The 14,622-nt window shown below is 24.6% G+C and carries 9 protein-coding genes and 1 pseudogene; 7 read left to right on the top strand and 3 right to left on the bottom strand.

The window, feature by feature from the left end; translation table 4 throughout:
* Positions 1-42: 42 nt before the first annotated feature.
* Entirely contained in the window at positions 43-1,401 is a 1,359-nt protein-coding gene (locus tag SGLAD_RS01005; RefSeq protein WP_134297182.1) for an FAD-dependent oxidoreductase, read from the bottom strand.
* A gap of 133 nt (positions 1,402-1,534) precedes the next feature.
* On the opposite strand from SGLAD_RS01005, the gene SGLAD_RS01010 reads away from it, so the two are divergent.
* The 4 genes from SGLAD_RS01010 (at position 1,535) to SGLAD_RS01025 (ending at position 8,469) form a co-directional block, all read left to right on the top strand.
* On the top strand, positions 1,535-2,257 hold the full coding sequence (locus SGLAD_RS01010) for a hypothetical protein (protein ID WP_134297183.1): 723 nt from the start codon (positions 1,535-1,537) through the stop codon (positions 2,255-2,257).
* Between the two features lie 14 nt (positions 2,258-2,271).
* A complete protein-coding gene (gene nagB / locus SGLAD_RS01015; protein ID WP_134297184.1) occupies positions 2,272-3,000 on the top strand; it encodes a glucosamine-6-phosphate deaminase in 729 nt (242 codons plus the stop codon).
* Positions 3,001-3,157: 157 nt separating this feature from the next.
* Positions 3,158-5,707 carry a hypothetical protein gene (locus tag SGLAD_RS01020; RefSeq protein WP_134297185.1) on the top strand — a complete coding sequence of 850 codons (2,550 nt, stop codon included), beginning with the start codon at positions 3,158-3,160 and terminating at the stop codon, positions 5,705-5,707.
* Positions 5,708-5,889: 182 nt separating this feature from the next.
* Complete coding sequence (locus SGLAD_RS01025; RefSeq protein WP_134297186.1) at positions 5,890-8,469, top strand: hypothetical protein; 2,580 nt, start codon at positions 5,890-5,892, stop codon at positions 8,467-8,469.
* A gap of 159 nt (positions 8,470-8,628) precedes the next feature.
* On the opposite strand, the gene SGLAD_RS05510 is transcribed toward SGLAD_RS01025, so the two are convergent.
* Together SGLAD_RS05510 and SGLAD_RS05515 are read right to left on the bottom strand one after the other, a co-directional pair.
* Complete coding sequence (locus tag SGLAD_RS05510; protein ID WP_134298390.1) at positions 8,629-8,727, bottom strand: IS3 family transposase; 99 nt, start codon at positions 8,725-8,727, stop codon at positions 8,629-8,631.
* Positions 8,728-9,125: 398 nt separating this feature from the next.
* Positions 9,126-9,284: pseudogene (locus tag SGLAD_RS05515) on the bottom strand (IS3 family transposase); the annotation flags it as partial.
* Between the two features lie 1,011 nt (positions 9,285-10,295).
* Here SGLAD_RS05515 and SGLAD_RS01040 point away from each other — a divergent pair.
* The 3 genes from SGLAD_RS01040 to SGLAD_RS01050 all read left to right on the top strand — a co-directional run bounded on the left by SGLAD_RS01040 (position 10,296) and on the right by SGLAD_RS01050 (position 14,622).
* On the top strand, positions 10,296-12,932 hold the full coding sequence (locus SGLAD_RS01040; RefSeq protein ID WP_134297187.1) for a hypothetical protein: 2,637 nt from the start codon (positions 10,296-10,298) through the stop codon (positions 12,930-12,932).
* Between the two features lie 124 nt (positions 12,933-13,056).
* Positions 13,057-13,797: a triose-phosphate isomerase gene (tpiA, locus tag SGLAD_RS01045; RefSeq protein WP_134297188.1), complete on the top strand. Its 741-nt coding sequence runs from the start codon at positions 13,057-13,059 to the stop codon at positions 13,795-13,797.
* A complete protein-coding gene (locus tag SGLAD_RS01050) occupies positions 13,798-14,622 on the top strand; it encodes an HAD-IIB family hydrolase (protein ID WP_134297189.1) in 825 nt (274 codons plus the stop codon).

Genomic DNA, 14,622 nt, shown 5'->3' on the forward strand with positions numbered 1-14,622 from the left:
AAAACAGCAAAAAAACGTTAGATATCTAACGTTTTTAAAACTTTATTTTTTAAAATAGTTTAAACCAATTACTTCTAATGCAGGTAGAGTTATAAAGTTATATGGTTTATTAAAATGAGGTAAAAAGAATATATCTACTAAAGGTAATTCGTCAATAGTTAATTCTTTTTGAATTGCAAGAGCAAACATATACATTACTTCTGTATGATTATTTAAAGAAGCAACTTGTGCACCAATTATTTTTCTTGTTTTTTTGTCTCAAATAATTTTTATAAACACATCTTTATATGTTGACATAAATTCTGGACGATCTGAATCCTTAAACATAATTTCTTCAACATCTAACCCGAAGTTTTTTGCAGCTGTCATTGAAATACCAACTGATGCCATTTTCCACCCAAAAACATCAATCCCATTAGCGCCTGTAAAACCAGGACTTTTTAAAGTATTGCTTGAAGCGATATTTACAGCAGCAAGTATTCCTGTTCTTACAGCTGTTGTTGCAAGCGCTATTTGTGTATCTTGTTTTAATGAAATATTATAAACTTGTGCACAATCTCCAACTGCATAAATATCTTGATTTGATGATTGCATAAATTCATTTGTAATAATTGCGCCTTTTTTATCTAATTCTACAACTCCTTTTAATAACTCAGTTTGAGGTTTTACACCAACTGAAAAAATTACATAATCTGCATCTATTTGTTCTTTATCAGTAACAACTTTTGTTACCTTACCGTTTTCTCCAATAAATTTAACTACTTTTTGTCTTAAAGCCAAATTTACTTTATTATTTAACATCTCTTCTTCAACAAGGCTAGTAAATTCGTGATCATAATAAGAAGGCATGATGCGATCTGCAATATCCACAAGACTTACATTTTTTCCAGCTTTTACAAACGCATCAACTAATTCTACTCCAATATATCCTGCCCCAACTACTACAACATTTTTGATGTCTTTATTTTCATTTGCTGCTTTAATTTTTTGAGCATGATAGTAGTTTTTACATATTTGAATATTTTCTAAATGTATTCCTTCGATTTCAGGGACAATTGGTCATGTTCCTGTGGCAATAATTAATTTATCATAATTATCATCAAACTCTTCTTGTGTAACTAAATTTTTTAATCTAATTGTTTTATTTTTTACATCAATTCCAATTCAATCGTGTTGCATTTTATTTGTTATTCCTTCATTAGTTAAAATTTCAGGAGATGCATAAAATAATCCGTTTGGATCTTTTACTTCACCTTGAACTCATAAGGCTATTCCACACCCTAAAAATGATATATTATCGTTTCTTTCGTATGTAACAACTTCCATTTCAGGATTTAGTCTTTTAAGTGTTCTTACAGCTGTTGTTCCAGCATGGTTTGTTCCAATTACTATAGTTTTCATAAAAATTCCTCTTTCATCTTGATATTATTAATATCTACATTTATTTTAGTATTTTTTTTACAAAATAGAAGGATTATATTAAATTAGTAAAAAGTAAAGTTTTTTAGTAAAATCAATCTAATGAGGTGCGAAAATGTTTTTAAGAAATACTGGTGATATTAGTTATTATTTAAAAAGAACTAGTTGAATCAAATATCTTGACGAAGGAAATTTAAATTATCGATCAAAAATGTATATTAAAAAAATAGGAAAAAAGATAAATGATCAAAATGTTTATAATTCTTTTAAGTATTGAGTATTATGAAGATGAATTAATAAAAATTTTGAATTTAGTGAAACGTTTGTAAGTCGTTTAAGAAGAAATATTAAAAAACTAAGTTTAAATATCGATTCAAAAGAAGAAACATTCTTATATGAACTTGATGAACTTGTTTTTAATGCTTGAAGACCACTTAAAGAAGTTCCAGTTAGGTTTGAACTAGATAAAAAAGAAAAAATTAATTTATTACAAACAGAAATTAATGTGCATAAACTAATAGATTTAAAAGAAACAAAATTAAAAATGTTAGGAAATTTTAATGCATATTTTTCAAGTCAAGCTATATATTTAACTGATTATGATCAAAATCTAAAACATCAAATACCATATAATCAAATAATTAATGTTAATCCAAAGCGATATGGAATTGTTATTGAAACAATGTCTACAAATTATTTATTTAGAGGAAGAAATAAATTATTAACATTTGTAATTTTACAAAGAATGTTACCAAAACTAAAGTTAGATATTAGTAAAATTGAAAATTTATATGATTATTTTGATTTTTGAAACAGATTATTTAGTAGAATAAACTAAGGAGGAATTTATTTATGAATTTAATTATTGTAGAAAATGACCAAGAACTTGGGCAAAAAACAGGGGATTTAATTTTAAATAAAATTAAAGCAAACAAAAATATTGTTTTAGGTTTAGCAACTGGTAGTTCACCAATTACAACTTATAAATATATAATTGAAAAAACTAACCAAGAAAATATAGATTGATCAAATGTTAGAACTTTTAACTTAGACGAATATAAAGGTTTAGAACCAACTCACGAACAATCTTATCGTTATTTTATGAATCAAAATCTATTTGATCATGTTAACATTGACAAAAATAACACATTAGTTCCAAGTGGAAGTGTTAAAGATAATGAAAAAGCAAAAGAATATGATAAATTAATTGAAAAAGCGGGTGGAATTGATTTGCAATTACTAGGAATTGGAATCAATGGACATATTGGGTTCAACGAACCAGGATCAAGTTTTGATTCTCTAACTTCAGTAGTAGATTTAACAGATTTAACAATCGAAGCAAACTCAAGATTTTTTGAAAATAAAAATGATGTGCCAACAAAAGCTATATCAATGGGATTAAAATCAATTATGAAGGCAAAAGAAATAGTTTTAATTGCTTTTGGTAAAAATAAAGCAGAAGCAATAAAACATTTAGTTGAGGGACCAGTTGATGTTCAATGACCTTGTAGTGTTTTATTAAACCACAATAACGTTACAGTAATTGTTGATAAAGAAGCTGCATCAATGCTAAATTCATAAAAAATAATTTAAAATTATAAAAATTTATTTAATTTTTTAAGTTATATAAACATTATCTTAAAAAAAGTACTACAAGACCTTGTGTCTTGTTTTTTTTTTTTATATAAATTAAAATCAATACAATAGTTATTTATTTAAATAAAATAAAGGAGTTAAAATGAAAAAATTATTAAAATTTTTGATGTCATTTGCACTTAGTACAACAGTAATTGGTGAAACAACTATTTATTTTATTGATAAAGATAAAAATAATGTGTCAAATAATGACCAAAACGGTGCTCCTGATGGAGATAATTCAGAAACAAATGGAGTAAAAGATTTAAGAAAGGTAATTAAGCAAAGAGTTTTTAAAGATTTAAAAAATCCAACTGAAATTAATATCTTAACAATAATATCACCATACATTCCATCTTTAATGATGAGTGATATTGAACTTAAAGACTTTAAAATGAATGAAGATAATAACTCAGGATCATTTGGATTAAAAGCAAAAAACGATTCTACATTATATTATGGAGAAGTAAAAAATATTGTTTTTACTGTATATAAATATGTTCATGAAGATTTTGAATTGGAAAAATACGAAATCTCAATTAGACCTAAAGAGTATGGCGAAATTAAAGTTAAGAATTTATCTAGCTTAGGTGATTATCCTGAAAACTTACCAACTGTATTTACAGGATATGATGAAAAATACATTGATGTTAGTTTTGATAATGAAAAAAAAGTTATAAAAATAGCAGGAAGAGGTTTGATATATAAAGAAGATATTAAAGTTACTGTTCAATCTGAAGACAAGTTATTTTCAAAAGAAATCACAGTTAAAATAAAACCTTTTAAATTTAACTTTATTTTAGCAAAAGAAGAAGTTAATATGAGAGTTAATGACACTGAAACAATAGCAGTTACAAATTGATCTGAACTTGGTGACGAGCAAAATCAACCAGATGAAGTTGTTGTAAATGAAAAAAATGTTGTTGATGCAGAAATTGTAAAAAATGGCAACTATGGAGCTAATTTAGTAATAAGGTCAAAGGGAGTTAAATTATTTGACAATGTTTTAGAGCTTAAAGTATACTCTAAAGATAAAGATTATTATGTAAAAGTTTATGTCAACTTCACAACAACTATCGATAATACTCCAACTTTTGGATTTGAAAAAGCAAACTTTAATATGCTAGTGGAAAGTGAATTAAAAATAAGAGTTCAAAAAATGAATACAGATGAATATAAACCTAAAAAAGTATCATCTAAATCAGGTAATTTGAAATTTTTAAATTACTCAGAAGATGAAACAAGCGAATTTGGTTATTTAACCTTTAAAGCTGGTAATATAAACGAAGAAAATATTAAAGTTGAAGTATCTTCTGAAAAAAATATAAAACCTCAAGAAATTTATTTTAATATAAAACCTAAAAAAATGGATTTTAAACTTTCAACTACAACTATTGATATGAAAATCAATAAAGAAGCAACTATTAATGTTACTAATTTTGATGAATTATTAGAAGAAAATAATTATCCAAGTAAATTTGAGAATGCTAGTTCTGAAAATAACTATGAAAATTATTTAAACATTAAACTTGATCGTAGCAAAAAAGCAATAGTTATCAAAGCAAAAGAAAGTCCAAAAAAAGATATTCAAATAGAGGTTCGTTCAGAAAATGGTTTTAAGGCATTATTAAACATTGGCATAAGTGTTGATTATGTTCCTTTTAACTTAGAACGTCCAACTGACATGTTAGCGTTAGGTGAACAAAAGCTAAAAATCAAAAACTTTAGTAGTTTAAAACATAAAGACAATTATCCGAGTATATTTAGCTTCAATAAAGATATGAAGGGAAAAATTGATGTTAAGTTAGATGAAAATGAGGGATGCATCATAATCAATTCTTTAAAAGATGAGTATGAAACAAATTTAATTTTAGAAATTAAATCAAACACAGGGAACTCTTCTAAATATAAATTTAATGTCATTAAACCAATTAAATTAGAAGATATGCAAAATTTTGGAGGCCATGTTAGTGAAAATTCAATCGGAGAAATATTGTTGGCATTTAAAAATGCAAATCTAGGTTATTTACACATTGACAGTTCAGAATGAAATTTATTAAATGTTAGTGATATAACTTACAATAGTGCAAAAATTAGTACTTCATCTAGTAATAAGTGACTTGTTGGTGGACCAATAATATTTAACTTCTCTTCAGATTATGAGTTAAGTGATGTTGAATTTCAAACTCAACTAGCGGATGAATATTCTTCTCACAGTGAAAGCAATACTTCATGAGATAATAGTAAAGACATTTTGTTACCAAAAAAATTGAGTGAATTAAAAACAGAATTTGAAAAACTTGAACTTGAGTTTAATTCTTACACAGCAATTACAAATAGTCAGTATAACCCACCGTCAAACGACTCAGATTTTGATAAAAAACAAGAAAAAGTTAAGATTTCAATAAAATTAGGAAGTGATTTAGAAGATCAAATTATTAGTAAAAGTGAGTCTACTTTTGAAATTGATAGTGATTTGACTGGTATTGTTTTAGCTTCAAATACTTATTCAATTAAATTTAATGAAAACTCTATATCTATTAAGCTTGTTTCAAGAGCCTATGCTTATAGAAAAGGTGGAAACTGAGGAGCGACAAAAAGAGTTGCAGCTCAAGCGCAAGTCGGTTTGTTAAGTGCAAAATTAACAAAGTAAACATTTAATAAACTAAAATTTATTTTATTTAATAAAATAAATTTTAGTTTATTAAGCTAATTAAAATCTATACTTTTTAGGTATTAATAATGTTTCAAACTTGCTAATTTTTATAACTTCAAATACTATATTGATATATAAGTAATTTTAAAATTAATTCGTTATTTAAAAGGAGGTTCAAAATGAAACGCTTATTAGTTATTCTATCTTCACTATGTGTTAGTACAACATCTATAGGAACAGTTACAAATTTTGTAATTCAAAAAGATAACGAACAAAAAAGCAATAATTATGCAGATCCAAGCGAAAAAGAACCCGAACCCGAACCAAATAGTGGTGAAGGCCAAAATAATGATAAAGAAACAATTGTTGATTTAAAAACAGTTATAAAAAACACTAATTTTGATGACTTAAGCATAGATCAAAATGACTATAATAAATATGAAAAAACAATTTTAGAAGAAGTTAAAGAAAGTAATCCAAAACTTTTAGAAGAAGAAGTTTTAATTAAAGACTTTATAACAGACTCTGATTTTAAAAATGGTACAGCTATTATTTATGCAAAAGAAAACTCAAAAGTATATTTTGGAGAAGTAAAAATTACATTTAGTATTTATAGTTATGAAAAAAAAGACTTTGAATTAAGCGATTATTTTTTAAGCATGAAAATAGGTGATACAAAAGATGTTTTTGTAACTAATTTTGATGGTGCAACAGATGAAAAAAATTATCCAAATAATTTTGAATATGATACAAATTATTTTAAAGTCGGATATGACAGTGTTAGAAAAGCAATTACAATTTCATCATTAGACAATATTACAACTCCTCCTCAGGAATCTTTAAAAATAATTGTAAGATCTAACGATAAAAGAGCAGGTAACAAAAAAGTTATTTCTGTAAAATTATTAGCAAAAGCAAAAAATTTTCAATTAGCAACAAATTCTATATCTCTAGATGCAATTGCAGATCAAACTGTATCAATAAAAATTACTAATTGAGATGATTTAATAGATTCTTCAAATAGACCGACAAACGATAAAATTAGTTATGACAAAACTGGTTTTGTATCAGCAAAAGTTGATATTAATAATAAGTCAATAGTGTTTAAAGCAACAGGTAACTTAACAGATAAAATTAAAGTTACTATTAAATCATTAAATCATAGTGAAGAAGTTATAGTTTCGTTAATAAGACCTAAAAAAGTAGCAGTTTTAGAAAAAACAAAAATTGTTATGACTACAAATTCATATGAATATATTAAAGTTTTAAACTATGATGAGTTAGATAAACAAAACGAACTACCAGATCAATTTAGTTATGAATTAGAAAATGCAGTTTATGTATCTTTTGATACTTCTAATAAATCTATTCAAATTAAAGCAAAAAACATATTAACAAAAAACACAGAAATTAAAGTTTGATCTAAATCAAATCCAACATTTAAACAAACAATTACGCTTACAATAGAAGCTGAAAATGTGCCTTTTAAATTAAAAGAAACAAACATAAGAAGTCAAGTTTATTCTACAAACTATGTTCAAATTTCAAATTATCCATTATTATTTGATGATCCAAAAAACCTACCTTCAAAATTTGAATATGACAAAAATTATGCTGATATTAGCTTGGATATAGAACGAAACTCTATAAAAATAGTAACTAAAGGACTAGAATGTTATAGATTGGAAGTAAAAATAAGCTCACAAGTTACTAGTGAAAAGTTATATTTAACTGTTTATGCACCAGAAATTCAATTTGAGATTGAAGAAGTTAAAGACATGGATTCTGGAAGCAATCAAATAATTAAAGTGAAAAACGCAGACAGTTTAGTGCATAAAAATAACTATCCATCTAAATTTACTTTCAGTGAAGATGGAATAGTTGATGCAAGTTTTGATATCACTTCAGGTTCAATTGTTATTAAATCTCTTTCATTTAACATATTTAAAAGAGATTTAAGTATGACTATAAAATCTGAAAGTGGTATATTCTCAAAAACAGTTGTATTTAGTGTAATTAAGAAACAAGAACTTGATGGAATGATAAATAATCTTGGAAATTTAAGTGATAAAGAAGATGAAACATTAATTGAAAACTTTTATCAAAAAAATAAAAACTTAGGATTTGATCGTGAAATATTTGATGGTCTAGAAGTTACAAATAAAAGTTATAAAGGTGCTAACTTGTCAGCAAAATCAGATCTTGCAAAAAAATGATTCTCTAATTCAGTATATGTAGATTATTATGTTCCAATAAAAAATAATCATGATTCAACAACTGATTGAAAAGATGACCCAGACTTTTCAAATAGAGACAAAGCAACAAACACAGTTTCACAAAGCGATTCTAAAACTTTGGACATTAAACTAAGTGATTTAAAACAAATATATACTAAAGTGATAATAAACTTAGAACTTGAATATAAATGGACAAATGAGTATACTGGTAAATGATATAACAATATAAGAGGTAACGAAAAGAAAAATGTAACCTTAAAATATGATATTAATAATTTATCAAATGAACTGTTTGAAAAAATTGATAAAACTTACATGGATGGTGGAGTAAAAGATGAAGTTCTTTTCTTCTTCTATATTGGAGTTTCGTATTCTGAATCAAACGAAAACAAAACTACTTACAGAATTGATTTTAAAACAACAGCTCAAACCGATAGATATTATGCGAGTTGGGCAAGTGTTAATAAAATTCTAGCTGTTTCAAAAATAAATTTAACTAGTGTAGAATTTGAAAAAATATAAAAACTTGTTAATAAAACTGTACTTATTAAAAAATAAAAAAAATTTACACTATTCATAGTAAATATGCTTTGTCAAGTATACAAAATGTTTTTTATAAAAATACTTCAAAATTATTTGAAGTATTTTTTTATGTGAAATAAAACCGGTATAAGCATATTCCTAAGGTCAATTATGTTTAATCGTTATTCTTGTATTGTTATAAAACTCTACATAATTATCTATTACCTTTTTTAGATTGATAAAACTATTTTGTTTTAATTTAGTTTTTTATAATTCTTTTAATGAAGATAAAAAAGTTTCACACATTGCATTATCAATAGAGTTATCAGGTCTAGATAATGATATTATTGTGTTAATTATTTAGCGTATCGTCTTGCAAATACAGATGTGTACTGAACTCCATTATCGGAATGAATAATTAGTTTTTTAGATATATCTTTTCTATGTAGTGAAGCTTTCCCTAGTGATTTTTTATAAATATTTATATCGTTTTTTTAAAGATACTCATGACCGAATATAAAGCCAGTATTTGCATCTGTTATAACACTTAAATATGCAAACTTTTTGTTAAACGGTATATAAGTAACGTCTGTAACTCATAACTCCATTTTCTGAGTATAAAGTTCAGTTTCTATTAACATGATTAGGACCGTGTGTTATTGTTTGACTTCTTTAGGCTTTCTATTCATTTTTTTAATTCTTATAACTGAATATAATTTTAATATTTTCATAATTCTAGCTATCTTAGTTTGACTTGCCACAATGCCATTATTATTTAAAACTATTTTTATTCTTGGTTCCCCATATATTCCATTATTTTTACAAAAATCTCTTTTATTTTAGAAACTAATTCATATCTACTTTTAAGCTAAATTCTGACTTATTTTTTTTACATCAGTGATAATAACTAGTCTAGTAATTTTAAGTAATTTACATAAAGCAAAAATAGTGCATTTATTTTTATAATTATCTATGATTTTGTAATAATTTATTGTTTTTTTCTGATTCCTCTATTAGTTTGTTGAACTTTTTTAAAACCTCGTTCTCCATCTCTAATCACTTAGGTTTTTTGTTAAGTTCCGCGATTTTTTTATCTACTGTATCTTTTGAATTAGTTTTAATTTTTCCGTTATGTTTATTGTGTTTTTCCATTTTTTATATAATTGATTCATCACCATAAACTTCTCAATTTAAACACATTCTTCTAACTGTTGAGTATGATAGGTTGTAAACTTTTGATAATTCTTCAAAAGAGAAATTTTGATCAAAATGCTTATTAATTAATTCCTTTTTAGTATCAAAATCTAGAATATTTGATTTTTTCTTTTAAATTTGTCATATAAAAAATTCTCCTTGTATAATTTTATGTTTTTTTAACATAATGAATTCTTAGAAAATTATATTTACACTTATTTATAGTGTAAATATTTTTAAATTTTTATTGTTAAAAAACTAATAATTTACTATATGTAAAATATAATCTAAATATTTATGCAACCAATTTATTTTTAAAATAAATTGGTTGCATAAATACAGTGATTATCCTATTGTTACTTGTTATGACTATATATTTTATTAATTGTAAATTTTTTACTAATAAAACTTTCAGCATTAAAAACATTTTCATATAAAAAGTAATGATTAACTAAAATATTTTATAAAACACTTTTTATAAATCCTAAAAAAAAATTAAGTTTATAAAAAAGAATAACCCTTTTTAAAGGCACTATTTAAAGTGTTTGAAGACTATCTACAAAAAACATAAGTTTGCTATATTTAATTTAATAAAATATTATAATAATATAATATTTAAAAAAGGAGTTATTATGAAATATTTATTGGTATTATTATCATCGTTATCAGTTATAACAAGTTCTGCTGGTATTGCTTCAATATCAATTTTAAATAACAAGGATACTACTAATAAGGATAAAAATCAAAAAAATGAACCAAATACTAATGAACCAAACGATCCAAATACTAATGAACCAAATACTAATGAACCAAATGAACCAAATACTAATGAACCAAGCAAACCAACTAAAAAAAGTTTAACAGAAGATGTAAAAATTACAAATATTCAAGAAATACACTTTAATTGAGAACCTGACGACACAGTAACTCGTAATAGAAAAATACTTGAAAATCTTTATAAATTAAATGTAAAATTAAATATTTCACAAGTTAAAATAGATAACTTTGTAGATGATGATAAAAATGGTTCATTTTTACTTACTGTTATTGAAGATTCTTCATATTATGAACAAGAATCTATAAACATAACTTATCAAAAGTTTGTTTATAATCCAGTTGAGTTTGAATTAAGTGATTATGAAATATCATTATATCCAGATGAAAATAAATCAGTATCTATAATTAATTATAGTGAAGATTGACCGGATGAACTACTACCAGAAATTTTTAATTATAACACTAACTATTTAAATGTAGAATTTATAAAAGAAAATCACACTATTAGAATTAAATCTATAATTGGCGATGGTAACCCTCCTAATGACGGAGTTGATATAACAGTTAAATCAAATGATAGAAAATGTCTTAAGACTATCCATGTAACTTTAAAAGCAAAAAAAGTAAACTTTAAACTTGATAAAAACGGAGTTAGTTTAAAAGGTATTAAAGGCCAACAAGCTATTATAAATGTATTAAATTATAATGAAATCATAAATAAAGACGATTTACCAACAGAGTTTGACTATGATGGTAATGGATCTATAAAAGTTAATTATGAAGAGCCGGGAAAAATTGTTATAACAACAACTGGTGTTATTTTTGAAGAACAAATAACTTTGATTGCTAAATCAAAATCTAATACTTCTTCTATAATAAGTGTTAATTTATTATATGATGTAGTTTCACCAACTTATGATAAAACTAATATAAATATGGAAATTAACTCTGTTGCATATATTAATATAACTAATTATAATAAATTACTAGTTAATAAAAACTTACCTAAAAACTTAGTTGTTAGTGACTCAAGCTCGTTTTCAGCTATTCTTGAAGGAAGTAAAATTAAAATCACTTCAAAAGATAAAGTATCATATGGAACTTTAACAATTTGAACAGATGCATTAACATCATCATATGCAGAAACTATTTTAGTTAATGTTCAAGCTCCATCTGTAAAATTCCAAATCAAAGATAATATAAATATAAGCATGAATGTATTTGAAGAAACTACTATTGATGTTTTAAACTGAAAAGAATTATATAATGCTGACAAAAATATTCCTAGCTCATTTAAAGATTCTAATGGAGATGATATCAATAAAAGTGGTAAGTTAGCGATCTATTACAAAAGAGATGAAGGAAAAATACATATAAAAGCTATGGATAAAGCAGTTTATAATTTTGGCATATGAATTTCATCAAATTATATAGAAAATAATAAAACTTATGAAAAACTAGTTAAGGTTTCTATAAATATTCCTGATGTTACATTTGATGTTGAAAGTCCTAAGGATATGCTTGTTAATTCACAACAAACAATTAAGATTAAAAACTTTAGCTCACTAATTCATGAAAATAACTATCCAAGTGAATTTAGTTATTCAGTAAATGGAGTTATAAAAGCAGAGTTATCTTTAGATAAACAAGCAATTGTTATTTATTCAATAGATGGAAGATACTGTGAAAATTTTGAATTAACAATATATTCTAAAAATAAAAAACACTCTACAAAATTTAAATTTGATGTAATTAAAAAATTTAATTTGAATGATTTAAATAAAAGTTTAGGAAATATGAGTGATAGAGAAGACAATTCTATAAGAGATAAGTTTTATGATATTAATAAAAATTTAGGATTAAGCAAAGAAATATTTGATGGTATTGAGATAAGTAATAAAACTTATTTAGGAGCCACATTAGAAGCAAAAACAAGTTTATCTAAAAAATGATTTTTAAATTCTGTACAAGTAGAATATTATTTCCCAATTAAAAATAATCACGATGTTACTACAGATTGAAATCCTGATGATTATTCAAATAAGAATCAAGCAAAAAATACTGCAAAAGTAAATGATACAAGAACAGTAGATATATCTTTAAGCGACTTACAAAGAGTATACTCAAAAGTTAAAATTAATGTTGATATTGAATATAAATGAACAAATGAGTATACCGGTAAATGAGAAAATAATATTAGAGGATCTAAATCTGAAAATTTAACTTTAGAATATGATATCAAAGATATTGATAAAACTCAGTTTGCATATAGGGATGAAACTTTTAATGATGGAAAAGTAAAAAATGAAGTATTATTTTACTTTTATATAGCAATAAAATATTCATCAACAGAAAATGTAAAAACAAATTACAAAATAGACCTAGAAACAGTAGCTCAAATGGATAGATATAATACCAGTTGATATGATGCATATAAATTGTTAGCAGTTTCTAAAATAAGCTTAAAAAATGTTGAATTTGAAAAAGTATAATTAAAAATTATTTATAAAAACTTAATAAAATTTAAAACCTACAATTACTTACATTTGTAGGTTTTTTTATAAAAAAATATATCATAGTGTTAAAATATATTTTGTAAAGTAAATAGGAGTATATATGAGAAAACAAATTATTATAGGAAACTGAAAAATGTTCAAAACAAACTCAAATGCTATTGAGTTTGTAAAAAGTATAGATTCACAAGTAGAATCAAACTCAAACTTAATTGCTGGAATTGCTGTTCCAACAATTATGATAAGTGATTTATCAAAAGTTGCAAAAAATATTAAAATTGCAGCACAAAATTGTTATTTTGAAAAAGAAGGTGCTTTTACTGGAGAAACTTCAATACCAATGTTAAAAGAACTTAATGTTGAATATGTTGTTATTGGTCATTCGGAAAGAAGAGATATCTTTAAAGAAGATGATCGATTAATCAACAACAAAGTAAAAGCTTTGATTGCAGCTGGATTAACACCAATCTTATGCTGTGGAGAAAGTTTAGAAATTTATGAATCTGGAAAAACAATGGATCATGTAAAAAAACAATTAAGTGATGATTTAAAAGAAGTTAGTTCAGATCAAGTTAAAAATGTTGTAATTGCATATGAACCAATTTGAGCAATAGGGACTGGAAAAGTTGCAACTCCAGAAATAGCACAAGATGTTATTAAAGGTATAAGAGACTACTTGGCTTCAATGTATGGTCAAGAATTTGCAAACGAAGTTTTAATTCAATACGGTGGAAGTGTTAAACCTGAAAATATTAAAGAAATTTTAGCTCAACCAGATATTGATGGAGCTTTGGTTGGTGGAGCTTCACTTGTAGAAGATTCTTATTTAGGTTTATTAAAATAAATGTTAGAAAAAAACATCAAATTAATTGCTTTAGACATGGATGGTACTAGTTATTATCATTTAGGTGAACCTGTTGAAGCAAATATTGATTATATAAATAAGGCTTTAAAAAAGGGTATAAAGGTAGTTTTTGTTACCGGAAGACCACACCTTAATAAAAAAAATAGATTAGATCTATATAATTTTGTTAAAGATGAATCTTTTTTAATAGGTTTTAATGGTGCAATAATTTATGATATTTTAGAAAAAAAAGTTATAAAAGAAACTTTAATCTCTAAAGAAATCATTAAAAAAGCATTTGAAATCACAAAAAAACCTGAATATAAAGACATTGATATGTATGCTTATTCACATGACTTAAATAAAACTTTTATAAACAAAACATTAGAAACTAATGAACTTGTTAATATTGAAAAAGCTTTTTATGAAGGTGATATTGAAGTGGTTAATGATAATACAGAAATTATAGATTGTTACAAAATATTATTAAGAAATTTTAACGAAACTTTAATAAGTGAAATAAAAAATCTTGGATTAAATATTTTTTGACTTAAAAATTCAATATCAGCTGAAGTCACTCATAGTGATGTTAGCAAAGCTAATAGTTTAAAAATAATTTTAGATCATTTTAAGATTGATAGAAGAAATGTTCTTGCTATGGGAGATGGTGCAAATGATATTCCGATGTTAGAAATGGCAGGATTATCAATTGTTCCTTTTGATGCAAAAGAAAAAGCAAAAAAACATGCAATGATAGTTTCTAAATATAAACATAATGAAGGTGCAGTAGGCATTGCAATAAAAAAATACATATTAGGAGAATAA

The organism is Spiroplasma gladiatoris (genome assembly GCF_004379335.1).
Taxonomy (GTDB): Bacteria; Bacillota_I; Bacilli_A; order Mycoplasmatales; family Mycoplasmataceae; genus Spiroplasma_A; species Spiroplasma_A gladiatoris.